At 63.2% G+C, this 21,973-nt stretch carries 22 protein-coding genes; 16 read left to right on the top strand and 6 right to left on the bottom strand.

The window, feature by feature from the left end; translation table 11 throughout:
* Positions 1-76: 76 nt before the first annotated feature.
* Positions 77-1,471, bottom strand: coding sequence for an argininosuccinate lyase (gene argH, locus OO306_RS14925; protein ID WP_027595124.1), 1,395 nt, complete (start codon positions 1,469-1,471; stop codon positions 77-79).
* 309 nt (positions 1,472-1,780) lie between these two features.
* Here argH and OO306_RS14920 point away from each other — a divergent pair, with 309 nt between their 5' ends.
* From OO306_RS14920 to OO306_RS14890, 7 genes are all read left to right on the top strand, one after another.
* A complete protein-coding gene (locus OO306_RS14920) occupies positions 1,781-2,524 on the top strand; it encodes a LytTR family DNA-binding domain-containing protein (RefSeq protein ID WP_027595125.1) in 744 nt (247 codons plus the stop codon).
* Positions 2,525-2,649: 125 nt separating this feature from the next.
* Complete coding sequence (gene hemC, locus OO306_RS14915) at positions 2,650-3,591, top strand: hydroxymethylbilane synthase (RefSeq protein WP_265969209.1); 942 nt, start codon at positions 2,650-2,652, stop codon at positions 3,589-3,591.
* Positions 3,588-4,355: a uroporphyrinogen-III synthase gene (locus OO306_RS14910; RefSeq protein ID WP_099428041.1), complete on the top strand. Its 768-nt coding sequence runs from the start codon at positions 3,588-3,590 to the stop codon at positions 4,353-4,355. Before hemC ends, OO306_RS14910 begins: the two co-directional genes overlap by 4 nt.
* Positions 4,356-4,400: 45 nt before the next feature.
* The gene (locus OO306_RS14905) at positions 4,401-5,501 is read left to right on the top strand and encodes a uroporphyrinogen-III C-methyltransferase (protein WP_097151363.1); all 1,101 of its coding nucleotides are present in this window, start codon (positions 4,401-4,403) and stop codon (positions 5,499-5,501) included.
* Positions 5,498-6,736 carry a heme biosynthesis protein HemY gene (locus OO306_RS14900; RefSeq protein WP_186703109.1) on the top strand — a complete coding sequence of 413 codons (1,239 nt, stop codon included), beginning with the start codon at positions 5,498-5,500 and terminating at the stop codon, positions 6,734-6,736. The genes OO306_RS14905 and OO306_RS14900 overlap by 4 nt, the downstream gene beginning before the upstream one ends.
* Positions 6,737-6,980: 244 nt before the next feature.
* The gene (locus OO306_RS14895) at positions 6,981-7,487 is read left to right on the top strand and encodes a disulfide bond formation protein B (protein WP_265969208.1); all 507 of its coding nucleotides are present in this window, start codon (positions 6,981-6,983) and stop codon (positions 7,485-7,487) included.
* A gap of 231 nt (positions 7,488-7,718) precedes the next feature.
* Positions 7,719-8,189 (top strand): Rsd/AlgQ family anti-sigma factor, encoded by a 471-nt coding sequence (locus tag OO306_RS14890; RefSeq protein WP_027595131.1) that lies wholly within the window; start codon positions 7,719-7,721, stop codon positions 8,187-8,189.
* A 9-nt stretch (positions 8,190-8,198) separates the two neighbouring features.
* Here OO306_RS14890 and OO306_RS14885 read toward each other — a convergent pair whose 3' ends face one another.
* Positions 8,199-8,849 (bottom strand): FKBP-type peptidyl-prolyl cis-trans isomerase, encoded by a 651-nt coding sequence (locus OO306_RS14885; protein ID WP_265969207.1) that lies wholly within the window; start codon positions 8,847-8,849, stop codon positions 8,199-8,201.
* A 228-nt stretch (positions 8,850-9,077) separates the two neighbouring features.
* On the opposite strand from OO306_RS14885, the gene OO306_RS14880 reads away from it, so the two are divergent.
* Positions 9,078-10,148 carry an AlgP family protein gene (locus OO306_RS14880; RefSeq protein WP_265969206.1) on the top strand — a complete coding sequence of 357 codons (1,071 nt, stop codon included), beginning with the start codon at positions 9,078-9,080 and terminating at the stop codon, positions 10,146-10,148.
* On the opposite strand, the gene OO306_RS14875 is transcribed toward OO306_RS14880, so the two are convergent.
* The gene (locus OO306_RS14875; protein WP_265969204.1) at positions 10,124-10,606 is read right to left on the bottom strand and encodes a TIGR02444 family protein; all 483 of its coding nucleotides are present in this window, start codon (positions 10,604-10,606) and stop codon (positions 10,124-10,126) included. The genes OO306_RS14880 and OO306_RS14875 overlap by 25 nt on opposite strands.
* 50 nt (positions 10,607-10,656) lie before the next feature.
* Between OO306_RS14875 and OO306_RS14870 the strand changes: the two genes are divergently transcribed.
* Together OO306_RS14870 and OO306_RS14865 are read left to right on the top strand one after the other, a co-directional pair.
* A complete protein-coding gene (locus OO306_RS14870) occupies positions 10,657-12,567 on the top strand; it encodes an ATP-binding cassette domain-containing protein (RefSeq protein ID WP_265969203.1) in 1,911 nt (636 codons plus the stop codon).
* A 235-nt stretch (positions 12,568-12,802) separates the two neighbouring features.
* Positions 12,803-13,435, top strand: coding sequence for a LysE family transporter (locus tag OO306_RS14865; RefSeq protein WP_027595136.1), 633 nt, complete (start codon positions 12,803-12,805; stop codon positions 13,433-13,435).
* 31 nt (positions 13,436-13,466) lie between these two features.
* On the opposite strand, the gene OO306_RS14860 is transcribed toward OO306_RS14865, so the two are convergent.
* Together OO306_RS14860 and OO306_RS14855 are read right to left on the bottom strand one after the other, a co-directional pair.
* The gene (locus OO306_RS14860) at positions 13,467-14,219 is read right to left on the bottom strand and encodes a slipin family protein (protein WP_027595137.1); all 753 of its coding nucleotides are present in this window, start codon (positions 14,217-14,219) and stop codon (positions 13,467-13,469) included.
* Between the two features lie 2 nt (positions 14,220-14,221).
* Positions 14,222-15,571 (bottom strand): nodulation protein NfeD, encoded by a 1,350-nt coding sequence (locus OO306_RS14855; protein ID WP_265969202.1) that lies wholly within the window; start codon positions 15,569-15,571, stop codon positions 14,222-14,224.
* 99 nt (positions 15,572-15,670) lie between these two features.
* Between OO306_RS14855 and OO306_RS14850 the strand changes: the two genes are divergently transcribed.
* The 3 genes from OO306_RS14850 (at position 15,671) to OO306_RS14840 (ending at position 17,141) form a co-directional block, all read left to right on the top strand.
* Positions 15,671-16,129, top strand: a complete 459-nt coding sequence (locus OO306_RS14850) for an aminoacyl-tRNA deacylase (RefSeq protein WP_027595139.1) — start codon at positions 15,671-15,673, stop codon at positions 16,127-16,129.
* 61 nt (positions 16,130-16,190) lie between these two features.
* On the top strand, positions 16,191-16,433 hold the full coding sequence (locus OO306_RS14845; protein ID WP_085273890.1) for a DUF2789 domain-containing protein: 243 nt from the start codon (positions 16,191-16,193) through the stop codon (positions 16,431-16,433).
* Positions 16,434-16,502: 69 nt separating this feature from the next.
* Positions 16,503-17,141 (top strand): hypothetical protein, encoded by a 639-nt coding sequence (locus OO306_RS14840; protein ID WP_027595141.1) that lies wholly within the window; start codon positions 16,503-16,505, stop codon positions 17,139-17,141.
* Positions 17,142-17,147: 6 nt separating this feature from the next.
* Here the strand turns inward: OO306_RS14840 and OO306_RS14835 are convergent, their stop codons facing one another.
* The gene (locus OO306_RS14835) at positions 17,148-17,585 is read right to left on the bottom strand and encodes a CBS domain-containing protein (RefSeq protein WP_027595142.1); all 438 of its coding nucleotides are present in this window, start codon (positions 17,583-17,585) and stop codon (positions 17,148-17,150) included.
* 256 nt (positions 17,586-17,841) lie between these two features.
* Between OO306_RS14835 and OO306_RS14830 the strand changes: the two genes are divergently transcribed.
* Genes OO306_RS14830 through OO306_RS14820 form a run of 3 tightly spaced genes read left to right on the top strand, consistent with a single transcriptional unit; the run spans position 17,842 to position 21,884 of the window.
* Positions 17,842-19,425, top strand: a complete 1,584-nt coding sequence (locus tag OO306_RS14830; RefSeq protein ID WP_265969201.1) for an OmpA family protein — start codon at positions 17,842-17,844, stop codon at positions 19,423-19,425.
* A 21-nt stretch (positions 19,426-19,446) separates the two neighbouring features.
* Positions 19,447-21,054 (top strand): hypothetical protein, encoded by a 1,608-nt coding sequence (locus OO306_RS14825; protein ID WP_099428049.1) that lies wholly within the window; start codon positions 19,447-19,449, stop codon positions 21,052-21,054.
* Positions 21,051-21,884 (top strand): hypothetical protein, encoded by an 834-nt coding sequence (locus OO306_RS14820; protein ID WP_027595145.1) that lies wholly within the window; start codon positions 21,051-21,053, stop codon positions 21,882-21,884. The genes OO306_RS14825 and OO306_RS14820 overlap by 4 nt, the downstream gene beginning before the upstream one ends.
* The last annotated feature ends 89 nt before the right edge of the window (positions 21,885-21,973 follow it).

The following is a 21,973-nucleotide window of genomic DNA, read 5'->3' as shown; positions in this document are numbered from 1 at the left end:
GCCGGTGCAAACACCTTAGATCCATGGTGTTTGCACCGGCCTCTTCGCAGCACAAGGCTGCTCCTACAACAAGCAGTTAGCGTGAAGCCAGCAAGGCTTGGCCGCGCACCACGGCCGCACGCACCTGCGCCGGTGCGGTACCACCAATGTGGTCACGGGCATTGACCGACCCTTCCAGGGTCAGCACAGCGAACACGTCCTGCTCGATCTGGTCGCTGAACTGGCGCAGTTCGTCCAGGCTCATCTCGGCCAGGTCTTTGCCAGTGTCCACGCCATACTTCACCGCGTGGCCGACGATTTCGTGGCAGTCACGGAACGGCAGGCCACGGCGTACCAGGTAGTCAGCCAGGTCAGTGGCGGTGGAGAACCCGCGCAGGGCCGCTTCACGCATGATCGCGTGCTTGGGCTTGATGGCCGGGATCATGTCGGCAAAGGCACGCAGCGAGTCGCGCAGGGTATCGGCGGCGTCGAACAGCGGTTCCTTGTCTTCCTGGTTGTCCTTGTTGTAGGCCAACGGTTGGCCTTTCATCAGGGTCAGCAGGCCCATCAGGGCGCCGAACACGCGGCCGCTCTTGCCACGTACCAGCTCCGGCACGTCTGGGTTCTTTTTCTGCGGCATGATCGAGCTGCCGGTGCAGAAGCGATCAGGCAGGTCGATGAACTGGAACTGGGCGCTGGTCCACAGCACCAGCTCTTCGGAGAAGCGCGACAGGTGCATCATCGCCAGGCTCGCGGCAGCGCAGAATTCGATGGCGAAGTCACGGTCCGAAACGCCGTCCAGCGAGTTGCCCGATACGTCCTCGAAGCCCAGCAGCTTGCAGGTGAGCTCGCGGTCGATCGGGTAGGTGGTGCCGGCCAGCGCGGCGCTGCCCAGGGGCATGCGGTTGGTGCGCTTGCGGCAGTCGACCAGGCGCTCGTAGTCGCGGCTGAGCATTTCGAACCAGGCCAGCAAGTGGTGGCCGAAAGTGACCGGCTGGGCGGTTTGCAGGTGGGTGAAGCCGGGCATGATGGTCTCGGCTTCACGCTCTGCCTGCTCTAGCAGGCCCTGTTGCAGGCGGGTGATTTCGGCCAGGATCAGGTCGATCTCGTCGCGCAGCCACAGGCGGATGTCGGTGGCGACCTGGTCGTTGCGGCTGCGGCCGGTGTGCAGCTTTTTACCGGTGATGCCGATGCGATCGGTCAGGCGTGCCTCGATGTTCATGTGCACGTCTTCAAGGTCGACGCGCCAGTCGAAGTTGCCGGCCTCGATCTCGCCCTGGATGGTCTTCAGGCCATCGATGATGGTGTCGCGCTCGGCATCGCTGAGCACGCCGACCTGCGCCAACATGGTGGCGTGGGCGATCGAACCCATGATGTCGTGGCGGTACAGGCGCTTGTCGAAATCGACCGAAGCGGTGAAACGGGCGACGAAGGCGTCGACGGGCTCACTGAAGCGGCCGCCCCAGGACTGATTGGTCTTGTCGGTGCTCATGGATTCACTCATTGCAGGCGTGAACGAAAAAGTGGCGCCGATAATAGCAGGGTTGGGCTGGCTGCCGCAGGACGCCGGTCGAGAGAAATGACGGCAAATGGGCAGGCAAACGACCAAGCAAGGATTTGCAGGATTGAACGGCAGTGTTCCACGGACCGTCTACAGTTGGACAGAGGACTGGCAGTGAATCTGCCGGCCGAGTGAATCTTTGGCCATTGCACCGGTCTAGAGCGTGACACGCAGTGTCGCTCGAACCACACTTGTCTACGCTACACCTGTGCGAGACTCATTCAGGAATCCAGCGCAATTATGAATGTCCTGATCGTTGATGACGAACCCCAAGGCCGTGAACGCCTCAGTAGGCTACTCGGCGAACTAGAGGGTTATACCGTGCTGGAGCCAAGCGCCACCAACGGCGAGGAGGCCCTGGCGCTGATCGAAAGCCTAAAGCCCGATGTGGTCCTGCTGGACATCGGCATGCCTGGCCTGGATGGCCTTCAGGTCGCTGCTCGCCTGTGCGAGCGCGAAGCGCCGCCCTCGGTGGTGTTTTGCACCGGCGACGATGAATACGGCACAGAGGCTTTCAAGGACAGCACCCTCAGCCATGTGACCAAACCCTTCCAGCCTCAGGCGTTGCGCGATGCGCTGCGCAAGGCCGAGAAGCCCAACCGCGCCCAGTTGGCGGCGCTCACCCGGCCGGCCAATGAAGGCGGCGGCCCGCGCAGCCACATCAGTGCGCGAACGCGAAAGGGCATCGAGCTGATTCCCTTGCCCCAGGTTATCTATTTCATCGCTGACCACAAATACGTGACCTTGCGCCACGAGGGCGGTGAGGTGTTGCTCGATGAGCCCCTCAAGGCCCTGGAAGACGAATTTGGCGAACGCTTCGTGCGTATCCACCGCAACGCGCTGGTGGCCCGCGAGCGTATCGAACGCCTGCAGCGCACCCCGCTTGGGCATTTTCAGCTGTTTCTCAAAGGCCTGGACGGCGATGCCCTGACCGTCAGCCGGCGCCATGTGGCTGGCGTGCGCAAGATGATGCAGACGCTCTGACCACGTCTTTGCGCGGCCGCTGCCCACGGCCGCGCACGGGACGTACATAGCCATTGACCCGCATCTGCTGGTGATGCCGCCGGAGCTGTTATCATCGGCAGCATTTCTCTGCATCGGGGCGTTCCATGTCCACTCGCGAAATCCGCATTGCCACCCGTAAAAGTGCCTTGGCCCTGTGGCAGGCCGAATACGTCAAAGCCCGCCTCGAGCAGGCGCACCCTGGGCTGATCGTGACCCTGGTGCCCATGGTCAGCCGCGGTGACAAGCTGCTGGATGCGCCGCTGGCGAAAATCGGCGGCAAGGGCCTGTTCGTCAAGGAACTGGAAACCGCCCTGCTGGACAACGAAGCCGACATCGCCGTGCACTCGATGAAAGACGTGCCCATGGACTTCCCTGAAGGCCTGGGCCTGTACTGCATCTGCGAGCGGGAAGACCCGCGCGACGCCTTCGTTTCCAACCGTTTTGAAAGCCTCGAAGCCTTGCCCGCCGGCAGCATCGTCGGCACCTCCAGCCTGCGCCGCCAGGCCCAGTTGCTGGCGCGTCGGCCAGACCTCGAAATCCGCTTCCTGCGTGGCAACGTCAATACCCGCCTGGCCAAGCTCGACGCTGGCGAATATGACGCGATCATCCTCGCCGCCGCCGGCTTGATCCGCCTCGGTTTCGAAGACCGCATCACCGCCAGCATCAGCGTCGATGACAGCCTGCCCGCGGGCGGCCAAGGCGCGGTGGGTATCGAGTGCCGCAGTGCCGACAGCGAAATCCATGCACTGCTGGCGCCGCTGCACCATCTCGACACCGCCGACCGGGTGGTGGCCGAACGGGCCCTGAACAAGCGCCTTAATGGCGGCTGCCAGGTGCCGATTGCCTGCTACGCAGTGCTTGAAGGCGACCAATTGTGGTTGCGCGGCCTGGTTGGCCAGCCGAGCGGTGGCACCTTGCTGGTGGCCGATGCCCGGGCGCCACGCGCGTCGGCTGAAGCCTTGGGCGCGCAGGTTGCCGAAGACCTGCTCGGCCAAGGCGCCGAGGCCATCCTCAAGGAAGTCTATGGCGAGGCCGGGCACCCGTGAGCCCTTGGCGCCTGTTGCTGACCCGGCCTGAAGAGGACTGCGCGGCACTGGCGCAGAGCCTGGCAGCCGCCGGCGTGGCCAGCAACTGCCTGCCTTTGTTGGCGATCGAGCCTGTGCGATTGGGCGACGTGGCGCGTCAGCGGCTTGCCGGGCTGGGGCACTACCAGGCCATGATCGTGGTCAGCAAACCGGCCGCCAGGTTGCTGCTTGAGCAACTCGCGCACGCCGGCCTGCAGCCTCCGGCAACCGGCTGGTTTACCGTCGGTGAAGCAACGGCTGCAGTGCTGCAGTCCGCCGGTCTTCAGGTGACTTTCCCTACGCAAGGTGACGACAGCGAGGCCTTGCTCGCACTGCCGGTCCTGCGCGACGCTATCGCGCTTCCTACACCACGCGTCCTTATCGTCCGTGGCGTGGGAGGTCGCGAACTGCTGGCAGAGCGTCTTGCAGAGCAAGGTGCTAGTGTCGATTATCTGGAACTGTATCGTCGCTGCCTGCCGGAGTACCCGGCGGGCACGCTGATGCGTCGCATCGAAGCGGAACGCCTCAATGGCCTGGTGGTCAGCAGTGGGCAGGGTTTTGAACATTTGCAGCAGATGGCCGGCGCCGATTGGCCGCAGGTGGCGCGTCTGCCGCTGTTCGTGCCGAGCCCGCGGGTTGCCGAGCAGGCCAGGGCCGCCGGGGCCCAACAGGTTGTGGATTGCCGTGGCGCCAGTGCCACGGCCTTGCTGGCAGCTGTGCAGCGCAGCGCTGCACCTGCCTCTTAAGGCGCTAAGCTGAACGCCTAGCGCCCCCATGCAAAGGATGGATACGTGAGCGAAACTGTCTTGTCCAATAACGATCAGCCGTCGGCCCAGACGCCGGCGGATCCCGTCACCGCCACACCCGCCAAGCGCTCCGGCACCGGTTTGGCAGCGCTGGCGCTGCTGCTGGGTGCGGCCGGGGTCGCAATAGGTGGCTGGGGTGTCTGGCAGGTGCGGCAACTGCAAGGCAGCGAATTCAACCAAGGGCAGCACCTTGAAGCCCTGAACCAGCGCGCCGAAGCGCTGCAGCAGCGTGAACAGCAGATCAGCGCGCAGCTGGCCAGCTTGCCGGCCGCCAGCGAGCTGGAAGACCGCCGCCGCCTGGTTTCGCAGCTGCAAGGCGATCAGCAACGCCTCAGCCAGCGTCTGGAAACCGTGCTGGGCGAGAGCCGCAAGGAATGGCGCCTGGCAGAGGCCGAACACTTGCTGCGCCTGGCTACCCTGCGCCTCTCGGCGCTGCAGGACATCACCAGCGCCAAGGCCCTGGTCGAAGGCGCCGACGAAATCCTTCGCGAGCAGAGCGACCCCGGTGCCTTCGCCGCCCGCGAGCAGTTGGCGCGCAGCCTGGCAACCCTCAACAGCACGCAGCAGCCAGACCGCACGGGCCTGTTCCTCAAACTGGCTGCACAGCGCGAGCTGGTGCAACAACTCAGCGCCCAGTCGCCTGAGTTCGAGAGCAATGCCGATGCGCTCGGTGCGCTGACCTCCGACGGCGATGGCGCCAGTCGCTGGTCGCAGTGGTGGGCGGAAATCTCGAAGTATTTCCAGATCGACTTCAACGCCGATGACAACGTGCGGCCGCTGCTGGCCGGGCAGTCGCTGAACCAGCTGCGCCTGGCCTTGAGCCTGACCATCGAGCAAGCCCAGTGGGCTGCGCTCAATGGCGAGGCCAAGGTCTACACCCAGGCACTGGATGATGCGCGCAGCGTACTGCTGGCCAACTTCAACGCCGACAACCCACAAAGCAAGGCCATGCTCGACAGCCTCAACGCCTTGGCCGAGCAACCGGTGTCTGTGGTCACCCCTGACCTGAGCGAGAGCCTGGCCTCGGTGCAAGCCTACATTCAGCGCCGCCATCTGCCGGCCGAGGGTGAAGGGGGCAAACCATGAAGCGGGTCTACCTGCTGGCCGTACTGGCGATCGTGATCGCCGCCGCGCTGGGCATTGCGGTGGCCAAGCACAGCGGCTACGTCTTGATCGCCTATGGCAGCTTCCGCTATCAGTCCGGCTTGTGGGCGGCGCTGGCGGGGCTGGTTGCCGTGATCGCCCTGCTCGGGTTGCTGCGCTACCTGGTTGGCTTGGTGCTGACCTCCAGCGGCGTGGTCAACCCGTGGTCGCGTCGTAACCGCAGCCGCCGCATCCGTCTTTCCATCGAGCAAGGCCAGTTGGACCTCGCCGAGGGCCGTTGGGCCAGTGCCCAGCGCCATCTTCACCGCGCCGCCGAAGCTGAGCGCCAGCCCTTGCTGTACTACCTCGGCGCCGCCCGCGCCGCCAACGAGCAAGGCCGCAAGGAAGACAGCGACAACCTGCTTGAGCGCGCCCTGGAGCGTCAGCCGCAGGCGGAACTGGCCATTGCTCTGACCCATGCCCAGTTGCAGATGGACCGTGGCGACACGGACGGTGCGTTGGAAACCCTGTTGGCGATGCAGGCGCGGCACCCGCATAACACCCAGGTGCTGCGCCTGCTGCAGCGCCTGTACCTGGAACGTGGCGATTGGTCGGCGCTGATTCGCCTGCTGCCTGACCTGCGCAAGGGCAAGGTGCTGCCAGCGGCTGAGCTCGCCGAGCTTGAAAAGCGTGCGTGGGGCCAGAACTTGAGCCTGGCGACAACCCGCGGCGAGGATGCGCAAAGTGCGCGTCAGGCCCTGGAACGTGCCTGGCAGCAACTGACTGCCGCCCAGCGCCAGGAGCCGCAGCTGGTGCTGGCCTACGCCGAGCAGCTGCGCCAGGTCGGCGCCCAGGGCGAAGCCGAGCAAGTGCTGCGCACGGCCCTCAAGCGTGAGTACGAAAGCCACCTGGCTCGCTTGTATGGCCTGGTGCGCGGTGATGACCCGGCGCGCCAGTTGCAAACAGCCGAAGGCTGGCTGAAGGCGCATCCACAGGACCCAAGCCTGCTGCTGACCCTCGGCCGCCTGAGCTTGCAGAACCGCCTGTGGGGCAAGGCGCGGGACTATCTGGAAAGCAGCTTGCAGATGGAGCGCAACCCGGAAACCTGTGCCGAACTGGCCCGTTTGCTCGCCGGCCTTGGCGAGACCGAGCGCAGCAACCAGCTGTTCCAGGAAGGCCTCGGCTTGCTGGATGAGCGCTTGCTGGCGCTGCCGTTGCCAGAAGCAGTGCGCGCCTGAGTTACGCCTAAGCGTTTTACCTGGGTTACCCCTTAGTTCGCGCCAGTGTGCGGGCTAAGGGGGCGGGTAACTTGTCCGGCGATATAAGTTAGTTCTGCAGTCCATTTCTTAAGACGTTTCCTACTGCCAGGCAGGAAACTTCCTTTGCTATTCAGCGACTTGTCGTCCCTGTAGTGCCTTGAAACACAGCGGTTACTTCCTCTACCGTTTCAAGCCACTTCATTCCCCGGGACCTCCATCGCCCATGCTGCCGGCCCGTTTACGCACTTTTTTCTTTCCTGCCTGCCTTGCCGCGTTGGCCGTGCTGGCCGGGTCATTTCACCTGGAAAGTGCGCTGGGGCTGGTGCCGTGCCCGTTGTGCTTCAGCCAACGTTTGTTACTGGGCCTGTATGGGCTGCTTTGCCTGGGCGCAGTGCTGCAGGCACCGGGCAGGTCGGGTATCCGCCGTTACTCGCAAGCACTGCTGGCCTGCTCGGTGGCGGGGGCGTTGCTGGCGGCACGGCATGTCTGGCTGCAAGGGGCGGGTGGGGCAGTTCACGTGTGCCCGGCTCCGATCTGGGATGTGTTCGAGCAATCCTGGCGTGAAGCTGCGCGGCAATTGCTGCTGGGTGGCCCGGATTGCAACGCGCTGACCTGGAGCTTTGTTGACCTGACACTGCCTGAATGGAGCCTGCTGGCATTCCTGCTACTGGGCGCGCTGCCCTTGAGCCGCCTGCTGGCGTATCGTTTCCGCACCCTGGCGGGCGATTGACCTGGCGCAAGCCTGGGACGCTATCGCGACCAATGGTGTTGTAACGGGGTATTAAACACTTGTATGAACTTTGTCTGCTGCGTACCTTGATGGTCAGCACGCGCGGGAATAATCTCCCAGCACGCATACCGAAAATACAACTGCTCGATGCCGTCCTGCTGATGTCACCTTTGTGCTGCGCGGTCGTGGTGCGAGGTGCAGCGGCATCTACCCAGAAGGGAAGAGATCGCCATGCTCGATAGTTGTCAGAACGCCCAGGAACGCTGGGGTGGGGTTCACAAGCTGATCGACCGTTGGCTGGAGGAGCGCCATGAACTGGTGCAGGCTTTCCGCGCGTTGCGCGACGCCAAGCCAGCCTTCGCCGACAAGGACAAGAACCGCGATTTTTGCGCGGTGCTGGTCGATTATGTCTCGGCTTGGCATTTCGAAGTCAGCGAACAGCTGGTCAGTGAAGCCAAGGCCTTCGGCGACACTCGCGGCCTTGAACTGGCCACGCAGATCAACCCGCGCATCGATGACAGCACCCAGATCGCGCTGGCATTCAATGACCATTGCGAGAAGGGCGAGTGCACAGACCCCGAGCGCTTCGCCGAAAAACTGGCCAAGCTGGGCGGCCTGCTGCACGAGCGCTTCGAGCTGGAGGATTGCCTGATCGAGGTGCTGCATAACGCGCACAAGGAAGAGGGCACGGTCGAAGCCTGAGGCGTGGCGTCAGTCGCCAACCGCCAGTAGTTCGATCTCGAATACCAAGGGGGTATAGGGCGCGATCAGGTCACCCGCGCCCTCGGCACCGTAGGCTTGCGCCGACGGAATCACCAGGCGCCATTTCGCGCCTGCATGCATCCGAGGCAACGCCACCCGCCACCCTTCGATCACCGAATCCAGGCTGAACCACTGCGGCTGTTGGTTTTGGTCGAACACCGAGCCATCCGGCAACCTGCCCACGTAGCGTACCTGTACCTTGCCACCCGCTTTCGGCTGCGCGCCGGCGCCGCTTTGCAGTTCGCTGTAAAGCACGCCTTCGGGCAGTTCATGCACACCAGCACGTGCCCGCTCGTTGGCCATGAAGCGTGTTTCCACCGCCTTGAATTTTTCTGCCTGAGCCTGCTCGGCGGCGTTGTCGGCTTGCGCTTCATGCTGCTGCAACACAGCCTGCATGCGTGCCTTGTCGAGCTTGAGCGGTTGCCCTTGATAAGACTGGCGCAGGCCTTCGACCAGGGCGTCCAGTTGCAGCCCCGGCATCTCTTCGCGCAGCCGCTCGCCCAGGCTGGCACCCAGGCTGTAGGCCAGGTCGTGGTCGTCTGCATTGGCCAGGGCAAAGGGCGCCACCAGGCACAAACCTAAAACAAGAAAACGCGGCATGGACAGTTCCTGCGCAATGAGCGGGCCGTGGCAGCCAACATCGGGGTTGGCCTGTATCTGCCAAATATGAGCAACGCTTAATTCAGCAACTACACTTTCACGGAGCTGCAAGATAACAACTTTGCCCAGGCATGCAACGCGGCGTAAATATTACTGTCAACATGCCCTAGCGGCGGTAGCAGCAGAAGCATAGTATGAGCCGCAATCTCGTCAGCCAGGAGGTAAACCATGTCGGCCAAAAAGAAGCCAGTAAGTACGCCGTTGCACCTGCTCCAGCAACTTTCGGGCAGCCTGCTCGAACATTTGGAAGATGCCTGCTCGCAAGCGCTGGCTGATGCGGAAAAACTGCTGGCCAAGTTGGAAAAGCAACGTGGCAAGGCACAAGAGAAACTGCACAACGGTCGCCTGAAACTGCAGGACGCGGCCAAGGCAGGTAAAGCCAAGGCGCAGACCAAGGCACAAAAAGCGATCGGTGAACTTGAAGGGTTGCTCGACTCGCTCAAGGACCGCCAGACCCAGACCCGTACCTACATCCAACAGCTAAAGCGTGATGCCCAGGACAGCCTGAAGCTGGCCCAAGGTGTGGGCAAGGTGCGTGAAGCCGCCAGCAAGGCACTGGACCAGCGCGCCGTCGCTGCCAAGGCTGCAAAACCAGCTGCTGCTAAAGCACCGGCCAAGGCTGCCAGCAAGCCAGCAGCACGCGCCACGGCCGCCAAACCTGCCGCCAAAGCACCTGCAGCCAAGGCGCCGGCCAGAGCTGCTGCCGCCAAGCCAGCGGCCAAAGCCGCTGCCACCAAAGCGCCGGCCAAAGCGCCAGCAAAAGCCGCTGCCGCCAAGGCACCCGCCAAAACCGCCGCCGCCAAACCTGCGGCCAAGCCAGCCGCTAAAGCCGTCGCTGCCAAAGCACCGGCCAAGGCTGCAGCTGCAAAACCCGCAGCCAAGCCAGCTGCTGCCAAGGCGCCAGCCAAAGCCGCCGCTGCTAAACCGGCAGCCAAACCTGCAGCGGCCAAAGCCCCAGCTAAACCTGCAGCTGCAAAACCTGCGGCCAAGCCTGCTGCCAAGCCCGCGGCTGCCGCTAAAGCACCCGCGCGTGCTGCCGCCAAACCGGCTGCAAAACCGGCGGTGAAAGCTGCTGCAAAACCGGCTGCAGCCAAACCAGCCGCGAGCAAGCCAGCCGAAACCAAGCCCGCCACGGCTGCCACCAGCGTGCCTGCCGCCGCGACCAACTCGGCCAGCCCGGCCGCAGCACCGTCGGCACCCGCCAGCACCCCGGCTCAGGCGCCGTCTTCGGCATCCTGAAGCGCTGCCGCCGCGACGCGCAATTGATGCAGCGCGCGGTGATCTTGGGCCTGGTCCGGCGCTAGCCGGGCCAGCCAGTCGTCCGTGGGCTCGTGCGAGTCCGCGGGCCACTGTTGCGAGCACGCCTGCAGGCGTTCCAGCAAGGCCTTCTCGGCCTGCAATTCCAACCCCTTTACTTGCTCACGCAACGCTGCCAACTGCGCATCGTTGTGCGCTGCCGTGCGCCATTGCTGGCGCAGGTTACGCAATGGCGTCACCACCTCACGCTGCCAAGGTTCGGCAATGTCGCGCAGGGCCTGTGTGCGCTCACCTGTCGCGGCCACGCCGCGTGCTTGCAGCCAGGTGCCGCAGAGCAACAGGCAAACGTCACCGCCCAACGCTTGCACGTCAAGGCAGGCCTCTTCCACGCCGGCCCTGGCATACAAGGCCAGGGCGTGATTCCACAGGTCGGTGTACATGATTCCACTCACGCTACGGGCCGAGGAAGCTGGTAGACTCCGCGACCATCATGATCAGACTATCCAACCTCACTTTACAGCGTGGTCCGCAGCGCTTGCTAGAAGGCGCCGAGATGACCTTGCACGCCGGCCACAAGGCCGGTTTGATCGGTGCCAACGGCGCCGGAAAATCCAGCCTGTTCGCCTTGCTGCGCGGTGAGCTTTCGCCCGATTCCGGCGATTGCCAGCTGCCCGGCGACTGGCGCATCGCCCACATGCGCCAGGAGGTCGACACCCTCGATCGCCTCGCGGTGGACTATGTGCTCGATGGCGACGTGCGCCTGCGCAAGGTGCAGGCCGAGCTTGCCATCGCCGAAACGGCGCACGACGGCACGGCCTTGGCGCGCCTGCACAGCGAGCTGGAAAGTGCCGATGGCTATACCGCCGATGCCCGAGCACGCAAATTGCTGGCCGGCCTTGGCTTCACCAACGAACAGATGGACCGCCGCGTCGGTGACTTCTCCGGTGGCTGGCGGATGCGCCTGAACCTGGCACAGGCACTGATGTGCCCGTCCGACCTGCTGCTGCTCGACGAGCCCACCAACCACCTGGACCTGGATGCCATCCTCTGGCTGGAAGACTGGCTCAAGGGCTACCCCGGCACCCTGTTACTGATTTCCCACGACCGCGATTTCCTCGATGCCGTGGTCGACCACGTGGTGCACGTCGAGCAGCGCAAGCTGAACCTGTACAAGGGCGGCTACACCGCCTTCGAGCGCACCCGTGCCGAGCGCCTGGCGCAACAGCAGCAAGCCTACGAGAAGCAGCAGGCCCAGCGTGCGCACATGGAAAAGTACATCGCCCGCTTCAAGGCACAGGCCACCAAGGCCCGCCAGGCCCAGAGCCGCATCAAGGCCCTGGAGCGCATGGAAGAGTTGTCGGCGGCGCATGTCGATTCGCCGTTCGACTTCGTCTTCCGCGAATCGCATAAAATCTCCAGCCCACTGCTGGACATGTCCGAAGGCCGCCTGGGTTATGGCGACAAGGCCATCCTTGAGAAGGTCAAGCTGCAGCTGGTGCCGGGTGCGCGTATCGGCCTGCTCGGCCCCAACGGCGCGGGCAAGTCGACCCTGATCAAGAACCTTGCCGGCGAGCTGGAGCCGCTGTCCGGGCGCCTGGTGCGTGGCGAGAACCTGGCGGTGGGCTATTTCGCCCAGCACCAGCTCGACGCCCTCGACGACAAGGCCAGCCCGCTGTTGCACCTGCAGCGGATTGCCCCGACCGAGCGTGAGCAGACGCTGCGCGACTTCCTCGGCGGCTTCGATTTCCACGGTGACCGTGTCGACGAGCCGGTGGTGAATTTCTCCGGTGGTGAAAAGGCCCGTTTGGCCCTGGCGCTGATCGCCTGGGAACGGCCGAACCTGTTGCTGCTCGACGAACCGACCAACCACCTGGACCTGGAAATGCGCTTGGCGCTGACCATGGCCTTGCAGGAGTTCGCCGGTGCTGTGGTGGTGGTTTCCCACGACCGTCACCTGCTCAAAAGCACCACCGACGATTTCCTGCTGGTGGCTGACGGCAAGGTCGATACGTTCGATGGCGACCTGGAAGACTACAGCCGCTGGCTGGTCGAGTACCGTCAGCGCAACGCGCCGGTCAGCAACAGCCCGGCCAACCCGGACAAGACCGACAAGAAAGCTCAGCGCCAGGCTGCAGCGGCCTTGCGTCAGCAACTGGCACCGCACAAGAAGGCGGCCGACAAGCTGGAAGCCGAGCTTAACCAGGTGCATGCGCAACTGGCTGAGATCGAAACAGCGTTGGGCGACAGTGGCCTGTACGAGGCGGCGCGCAAGGATGAACTGCGCGATGTGCTGGCCCGCCAGAGCAAGTTCAAGCAGCGCGAAGGCGAGCTTGAAGAAGCCTGGATGGAAGCGCTGGAAACGTTGGAAAGCATGCAGGCCGAGCTTGAGGCGCTGTCCTGAGGCTGAGGTCTTTGGGGCGTAGGGCGGGAGCCTTTTAGCGCCTGTGAGATCGAGCGCCGCTCGCGCGGCGTTTCGCAGCACAAGGCTGCTCCTACATCTGTTCGTGTCAGGCGCAAAGGGGTCTCGCGCCCATGCCACAGGAATAACTGGCCCAAAATCTGCAAAATCCGCTGGTTATTTTTTCGCCAACATCTTAGCTTAACGTTTTGCAACATATGTTCGAGCGAGGTGTGTGATGTCGATGGAAGTGTGGTTGGGCTTCTTTGCCGCGTGTTGGGTGATCAGCCTTTCACCGGGGGCCGGGGCGATTGCCTCGATGTCCAGCGGCCTGCAGTACGGTTTCTGGCGCGGTTACTGGAACGCGCTAGGCCTGCAGATTGGCCTGATCGTACAGATCGCCATCATCGCCGCCGGCGTCGGCGCCATCCTCGCCGCTTCCGCCACCGCCTTTACGGTGATCAAGTGGTTTGGCGTTGCCTACCTGGTCTACCTGGCCTACAAGCAATGGCGCGCGCTGCCGATGGACATGAGCGAAGAGTCTGCCGTGCGCCCGATCGGCAAACCGCTGAGCCTGGTGTTCCGTGGTTTTCTGGTCAACGTCAGCAACCCCAAGGCACTGGTGTTCATGCTGGCGGTGCTGCCGCAGTTCATCAACCCACATGAGGCCCTGCTGCCGCAGTACGTGGCCATCACCGTCACCATGATCACCGTCGACATGCTGGTGATGGCGGGCTACACCGGCCTGGCTTCGCGGGTGCTGCGCCTGCTGCGTACACCCAAACAGCAGAAGCGGCTGAACCGCACCTTTGCCGGGTTGTTCATCGGCGCGGCAACCTTCCTCGCGACCCTGCGTCGCGCGCCTATCTGACAGGCCATCGGGGGCGCACAAGCGCCCCCGGTTATTTCGGCTTTTCCACAAAGCCCTTGAGCAAATCCAGCGGCAGTGGAAAGACGATGGTCGAGCTCTTGTCCCCGGCAATCGCCCCCAGCGTCTGCATGTAGCGCAACTGCATCGCCCCTGGCTCCTTGCTGAGCATCTGCGCCGCCTGCATCAGTTTTTCGGACGCCTGCAACTCCCCTTCGGCATGGATCACCTTGGCCCGTCGCTCACGTTCGGCCTCGGCCTGGCGCGCGATGGCACGCACCATCGATTCGTTGAGGTCGACGTGCTTGATCTCGACATTGGCCACTTTGATGCCCCAGGCATCGGTTTGCGCATCCAGCACCTGGCGAATATCGGCATTCAGTTGCTCGCGCTCGGCCAACAGCTCGTCCAGCTCATGCTTGCCAAGCACGGCGCGTAAGGTGGTCTGGGCCAGCTGGCTGGTAGCGACGAGAAAGTCTTCGACCTGAATGATCGCTTTTTGTGGGTCGAGCACGCGAAAGTACAGCACGGCATTGACCTTGACCGAGACGTTGTCGCGGGTGATCACGTCCTGCGGCGGTACATCCAGCACGACCGTGCGCAGATCGACCCGAACCATCTGCTGGATGACCGGGATCAGCAAGATCAACCCCGGCCCTTTCACCTGCCAGAACCGCCCCAGCTGGAACACCACGCCGCGCTCGTACTCGCGCAAGATCCGGAACGCCGACAGCAACAACACGCCCAGCAGCATCAGCAGGGCGCCGAAACCCAATTGCATGAACATCGTCATTCTCCTTGGGCCGCAGGTGCAGCAGCGCTGACCTCCAGCATCACGCCACGGCGCGCCGTGACTCGCACGTGTTGGCCAGGCTGCAGTGGCGTCGCGCACTGAACCTGCCACTGTTCGCCCTGCGCCTGCACCGAACCGCAGAACGGGTTGTCTGCCAGCACCTGGGTGACCGTGACCAGGCTGCCGACCAAGCCGGCATCGCCGCTGACCAGGGCGCGCTTGCGCGCTTTCAGGGCCATGCCCAGCACGCCACCGATAAACAGCGCCGACAGCACTGCCAGGCTGGCGATCAAGGGCAAGGGGATGCCGAACCCAGGCACGTCGGTGTCCATCAAAATCACTGCGCCGACCACGAAGGCCACGATGCCGCCAAAGCCGACCACGCCAAAGCTGGGCAAGAACGCCTCGGCAATCATGAACGCCAGCCCGAGCAGGATCAGCGCCACCCCGGCGTAGCTCACCGGCAGCAATTGCAGGGCATACAGCGCCAGCAGCAGGCAGATACCGCCGATCACGCCGCCCACGGTGGAGCCGGGGCTCATGAACTCGAACAGCAGGCCGTACACGCCGACCATGATCAGGATCAGCGCCACGCTGGGGTTGGTGATGACGGCCAGCAGGCGCGTGCGCCAGTCCGGCAGGTGTTCGACCAGGCTGGCACTGAGGGTGTGCATCTGCTGCGGCTGGCCGGCAGCGTCCAGTGTTTTGCCGTCGAGTTGGCGCAGCAGGTCGTGCAGGTCAGTTGCCACGAGGTCGACCACCTTCAGCCGCAATGCCTCGCTGGCCGACAAGCTGACGGCTTCGCGCACGGCTTGCTCCGCCCAATCGGCATTGCGCCCGCGTAGCTGCGCCAGGCCGCGTATGTAGGCAGCAGCGTCATTGACCTGCTTGCGGGCGAGGGTTTGTTCATCACCACTGGGCTTGGCCTTGTCGTCCTTGGGCATGCCCGGGGGGCCGCCGATCTGCACCGGGGTGGCCGCGCCCAGGTTGGTTCCGGGGGCCATGGCTGCGACATGGCTGGCATAAAGGATGTAAGTGCCAGCGCTAGCGGCCCGTGCACCGCTGGGCGCGACGAAGCTGGCAACCGGCACGGGGCTGGCGAGGATGGCTTTGATCATCTGGCGCATGGCGCTGTCCAGGCCCCCAGGGGTATCCATGCGGATGACCACCAGTTGCGCGCCTTGCGCATGGGCCTGGTCCAGGCTGCGCACCAGGTAGTCGGCACTGGCCGGGCCGATGGCATCGTCGATGCTCAACACCCAGACGGCACCGGGCGCTGCCTGGCTGCCCGGTGCCAGCCCAAGCAGCATCAACAGCAACAGCCAGCGCCACCAGCGAGCGGCCACCTGTCGTCACCTCGTTCGTCTCTATTACACAAGTTTAGTCATGCCTGCCGGGCCAGGGCCTAAAATTGAAGATTGGGGGCGCAATACCGGAGGTGCATCATGCGTATGGCAAAGACCCTGCAGGCTCGCCTGGACAAGGCCAACTGCGACTACGACATCATTCCCCATCCACATTCAGCCACCAGCCTGGAGTCGGCACGTACGGCCGGTGTACCCGCCGAGCGGGTCGCCAAGTCGGTGGTGCTCGATGACCGGCATGGCAACTACATCCTGGCCGTGCTACCGGCCAACCGGCATCTGGACATGAGCAAGGTGCGCATGTCGGGCGCCTGGCAACTGACCCGCGAAAGCGGCCTGCCGACGCTGTTCGGCGATTGCGAACGCGGCGCAGTGCCGGCACTTGGCGATGCCTACGATATAAAAATGCTGCTCGACCCGACCCTTACCCGGCAAGGTGATGTCTACCTGGAGGCGGGTGACCACGATCACCTGATCCACATGAGCATGGAGCAGTTCATGAAGCTGGTACCGCACGCCGAAGTGCGTGAGCTGTGCTGATGTTCTCAAGCCAACGCCGGGCGGGCGTCGTGGACGGCCTGACCGGCTTTTAGGAGGAATCATGGAAGCACCGATCCATCCATTCGCCGAGCTGTTCAAACAGCTGGGCTTGCCTGACGATGCTTTGAGTATCGATCAATTCATCACCAGCCACTCGCCGCTGCAAAACGAGATCAAGCTGGTCGATGCCCCGTTCTGGACCGATGCCCAGCGCAACTTCCTCAAGGACAGCATCAACGAAGATGCTGATTGGGCAGTCCCTTTCGACCAACTCAACGAGGCGTTGCGCCGCCCCCGAAAATAAAGCGCCGAGCGGCACCTGACGAGTGATTGGCCGTTGCTATGCTCAGGAAAACAATAAGGGGATAGCGCGATGAAAGATCCCTACGCACCAGGGTTCTGGTGCTCCGTGACGATCCTGGGCACGCTGACGGCCAGTTACTTCTATGGCATCAGGCAGACGCAACAGATGAACCAGGCGGTGCAGTTTCTCTACGCCGCCGCCGCGGTCACCGTGGCGGTTGCGCTGGTGGCACTGACCTGGATCGCCTGGCAACAGTTGCGCCTGAACAAGCGTGAGGTGATCCAGGGGCGAACGTTGCTGACCATCTGGAACACCAAGGTTGCCCTGCGCCGGGTCGAAACGGTATTCGACCGCTATTTCTGGGGCAGCTACTGGCACTCCGGGCGCACCTTCGAAGAAGTCATGGGTGAGCTCAAGGGCACCCCGCTGGAGCAAAGCCTGGACGCCTTGAAGCGCCAGTGCCGGGCGCTCGACCGCGAAATCCACGATCACCACCACCATTGGCTGGCCAACGCACGGGACCTCTCCAGCGTGGCGGCGGCCATGGCCCGCGAACGCTATCAGCTCGACCTGGGCGAGCCGACGAGCACGGGCAATGGCACCACTGCCGTGCTCAACCGCGACCTTGAAGTGCTGGTATACACCTGGTCGGCGCGCCTGCGCAGCTTCGACCACCAACTGGACGAACTGGAGCGCGCTTACCACTGAGGCGGTTTACTCGCCGCGGATGTACTGCTCCAGTTGCAGGATCAGGTTGGCCTGTTCGGCGATGGTTTCCTTCACCAGGTCGCCAATCGACAACAGGCCCAGCAGTTCGCCATTGCTGACCACCGGCAGGTGACGCAGGTGCAGGTTGGTCATCTGGTTCATGCAATATTCCAGATTGTGCTTGGGTTCCACGGTAATCACCGGGGCGCTCATGATCTCACGTACCGGCGTTGCCGCTGACGAACGGCCTTTGAGCACCAGCTTGCGGGCATAATCACGCTCACTGACGATGCCGATCACCTGGTTATTCTCCACCACGGGCAGCGCACCGATATTTTTCTCCGCCAGCAGTTTAAGGGCGTCCAGTACCGAGTCGTCCGGGCCGATGGTGTAAACGGTCTGGGGCTGCGACTTGGTCTTGAGGATTTGTTCGACGTTTTTCATACGGGCCTCTGCGGGTGGAAAAAGCGCTGTCTCAATGTAAATAAAGCATCCGGCACGGCGCTCTGCACGGCAATGCAGGAAACGGCATGGAGGCGATTGAAAAACGTCATGGTTGAATCGATTGTGTACCAAGCACTCCGGCAAGCCGTGTATCCGGCGCTGGAGATGCTTACCTGGGTGGGGCAAAATCCCCGATAATCTGTGACAATGCATGTCAAGTTGCCATCATCCAGACCTGTTTCGGCAAGGAGCCGCAATGCAAAGCATGTTTCGCCTCACAGCGCTCAGTTGCGCCTTCATCACCGCTGCCGGTTGCAGCAGCCAACAGATCGACAATATTTCCAAGAGCGTTAAAGACATTGGCAGGGACTACGGCATGCCCGTGCTCTGTGGTGTCGGGGTTGTCGCCGGGGGCGCTGCCGGTTATGCCCTTAAAGGCAAGGACGGCATCTTGCCGGGCGTTGCAGTCGGCGGCACGTTGGGGTGCATCGCCGGTTATGTCTGGCAGTCGCGCTTGCAGGAGCTTGACCGCATCGCCAAGGAAGAGAACCTGAAGATCACCACCGAGAAGTTGACCGTTGCCTCGGCTGCGGTGGTGACTGCCGTCCCTGAACAGGCGGGCCTGGTGACCCAGATCGAAGACACCGGGATGTTCGCCACTGGCTCCGACCAACTGACCCCCAACGGCCAGCGCGCCGTGGCCAAGCTGGCGCAGATGTATGCCAAGCCGGCCGCCACCGACAAGCAGGCCGCCGCCAAGGAGGCGCAGGCACGTCGCTTGTTGATCGTTGGCCACAGCGATGCCGTGGGCAATGCCGATTTCAACCAGAAGCTGTCCGAGCGCCGCGCCAAGACCGTGGGCAAGGTCATGCTGCAGGCCGGCATCCCGGCCAGTGCCATCTATTACCAAGGCGCCGGGGCATCGCGCCCGATTGCCGATAACAGCGACCCGTTGCTGCGTGGCCAGAACCGCCGTGTGGAAATCGTCGAGCTGGCCAACGAACAGGCCCTGGTGATGCGTGCCCAGGCAGAAGCGGGTAACACCCGCTACCTGCACTACGGCACCTCGACCGCTGCCAAGCCTCGGCAGGCGACCACTACCGCACAAGCGAGCAGCAAGCCTGCCGCGAGCAAGCCGACCACGGCACAGCGCACGCCGGCCACGGCCAGCAGTACCGCCAGCGCAACCACCAGTACCAGCAGCACCAGCACCAGCACCAGCACCAGCACTAGCACCGCGAAGGCTGTTGCTGCTGTGCGTCCGCAGGTCGATTTCGCCGGTACCCCCGTGGCCAACTACAGCTGGACCATGGCGCAGAATATCAAGCCGAAACAGAGTGGCTTCACGCTGATCAGCAGCGCATACGCCGCGCAGATGCCGATGTCCAGCTGCGAGGCCGACCGCCCACGCAATGCCGGTGAAGTGCTGAGCATGGTCAACGACCAACCTTTGCAGCGCCGTGCCACCAAGGACTACCTGCCGGGTTACAACAACCGGGTCTGGGCCAACCTGGTCAACGGGCACCTGGTGACCGTGTCGCCGGTATCGATCTTGCGTGAGAACGCCATGGTCGACCGCCAGCCGATTCTGCAGTTGGTCGAAGACTACAAACAGCCTACGCAGCACAAACCACGCACCATGAAGGCCGTGGCCAACACCTATGAAGGCGAAAGCGAAGTGCTCTACCGGGTCTTCGCCAGCGATGCCCAGGCATCGATTTCGTGCATGGACATCGTGTTCAGCAAAGGCAACGCCGAGGTCAGCCAAGGTGCCTTGTTCTATGCCGCCGGCAGTGACGCGTTCGTCGCTTCCTACAAGCCGATCCCGGCTACCAAATAACCCCAGTCAAGGACGTCCTGAATGGAAGACTTTTCGCTCGCTGCACTTAAATCACTGATTCTCGCCAATCAGTTGCTCTCTGCCGGCCTGCTTTCGTTGCTGATCACTGCGGTGATCGTGCGTAACTATTGGGAAGAGGTTTCCTACTTCCTGACCCGTGTCTGGCACAGCTTCCCCTTGATCGGTACGGTCGCGCGCCTGTCGCGCAAGCCGGCTTCGGTCGACGCTGAAGGCTGGATCAACCACGAAGTCACCCTGTCGAACGTGTACAACAAGAAGTTCAAGCTCTACGCCAAGGACGCGAACGCCTACAGTGCCTACCTGGACTACCTGTCCAAGGCCGGTGAGGCCGGCCGTTCTGCGCGGCCGTGGTGGGTGTTGGCGGTTGTCCTGTTGCTGGTGGTGATCGAGGCCATGGGGTTTGCCTATGTGGTCGCCGGCTGGGTGAACATGGACGCGTCGACCAATGACCGTCACTGGCTGACGGCATTCGTGGCGATTCTGCTGGCCGTTGCGTCGGCGTTTCTGGCCGAGGCTGCCGGGCACGCGGTGCACCACAACAGCCTGGTCGCCCGCGCCCGCCATTGGTGGCAGGGTGAAGAGCCTTCCAAGCGCTCGCGCTCGCTGAAAGCCAACAAAGCCATCAACCTGGAAGACTCCTTCAGCGACTCGGACAAGCCTGACTACGAGCAGTTGCTGGCCCGTGTGAAGGACGTGAACGCCAACGTCACGCGCAAGTTCTTCTGGTTGATCACCTGCGGTGCGTTCGTGGTGGCCATGGCCATTGGTGCCTTCCTCATCCGTTCGGCCACCCTGGACAGCATCGAGACCGAGATGGTCAACGGCATGCGTGCCGAAGCGTCCACGCAAAGCAGCACCGCGGGCTCGCCGTTCGACCTGCCAGCAGAATCCCAGGCCATCAACGATGAAGCGGATAACGCCACCATCGACGACAAGATGCAGGCGATCCGCAAGGCCAGCCTGACGACCTACGTGATGCTGTCGCTGATCTACGTGGCGATCCAAGGCATCAGCCTGTGGTTGGCCAGCCGCTACTTCTTCGCCGGTACGCACTCGCACACCGCCTGGCAGCGTACCCACAAGTACGCCACCTCCGAAGAAATGCTCGATGCGATGGACCAGAAGCGTTCGGCCATCGCCAGCCATGCCGATGACAAGCTGCGCCGCTTGCAGACCTTGTTGTCCAGCCGTGATCACACCGATGCCAATGTGCTGACGGCACTGGATGGGGAAAACACCGCCCGCCGCAATTTCTTGAGCTTCGTCGAACACAAGGCTGACAAAGTATCGGAGCAGCCAGAGAAGCCAGCCCGGCCGATTGAAACCGTTGCACCAGCACCCGCGGCTGTAGCCGTCGCTGTCGCCGCGACGCCGGTCGAGCCTGCGCCTGCCGTAGCCCCTGTTGCCCCTGCTGCTGCAGTGGCCGAGCCGGTCGCTATCAAGGCCTCCGAGTTCCACGATGTGACTGGCCTGCCGGAAGAAAGCCTGGCCGCCGCCAGCCGTGCGCTGAATGTCAGCGAGGCGCAACTGCGCGACATCCGCGAGCAACAGCAAGCACTCAAGGCGCTTGGCCTGTTCCCGGCGAAGAAGGAGGGCATGCTGTCATGAGGCTTGCCAAGGCCCTGATCCTGGCGCTGGCGCTGCCGTGTGCAGCGCTGGCCGCCGAACGCAACGACCTGCAGAGCTGCTACACGCGCAATGGCCTGGCAGACATCAAGCCTGCAGGTTCCGGCCGCGAGCTGGTGGTGATCATCGATCAGACCATCCCGATGCCAGAAGACCTGCAGCGCAGCGCCTGGGGCCAGATCGACCGGTTCGTGCAGCCGGGCGATCGCGTCAGGCTCTATACCTTCTCGGCGTTCCTGCCGGGTGAGTATCAGCGCCTGGTGTATGCCGGCGAGCTGGACACGCCGTTGCAGGGCGAGGTTCGCGACGATGTGAACATGCGTAAGCTGCGTGGCCTGGACCAGTGCCTGGCGACCCAGAAAAAGGCCTTTCAGACCGGTTTCGGCGGGCTGTTCGTGAAGGGCCTGCGCGAGGCGCGTCAGGACATCCCCAAGAGCGAAATCATGAACACCCTGCGCCGTGTCGGTGAAGACATGGGCAAAGAGCAGGGTATCCAGGAGCGGGTGGTGTACCTGATTTCGGACATGCTTGAGCATTCCGACTACACCAGCTTCTACGCGGCCAACCAGATCAAGCAACTGAACGTTGGCAACGAGCTGAAGCTTGCGCAGAGCAAGGGGCTGTACGCCGACCTGCAAGGCGCACGGGTGTATGTGTCTGGCGCTGGGCTGGTCACCGACGCGGTGAAGCATGCCTACCGCTCTGGCAAGACCATGGATGCGCTGAACGACTTCTGGGCGCAGTACTTGAATGCGTCCAACGCAACGTTGGAAGGCTTTGGCACGCCTAGCCTGAGTACCGACCTTCGGTAACCCGGCCTTCCGGGTAATACGCACCCTTGTAGGAGCAGCCTTGCGCTGCGAAGAGGCCGGTGACAACAGCGCAGATCTACTGTGTTGTC

Source organism: Pseudomonas sp. DCB_AW (assembly GCF_026240895.1).
GTDB lineage: Bacteria > Pseudomonadota > Gammaproteobacteria > Pseudomonadales > Pseudomonadaceae > Aquipseudomonas > Aquipseudomonas kermanshahensis.
This window is presented reverse-complemented; position numbering and strand designations above follow the sequence as displayed.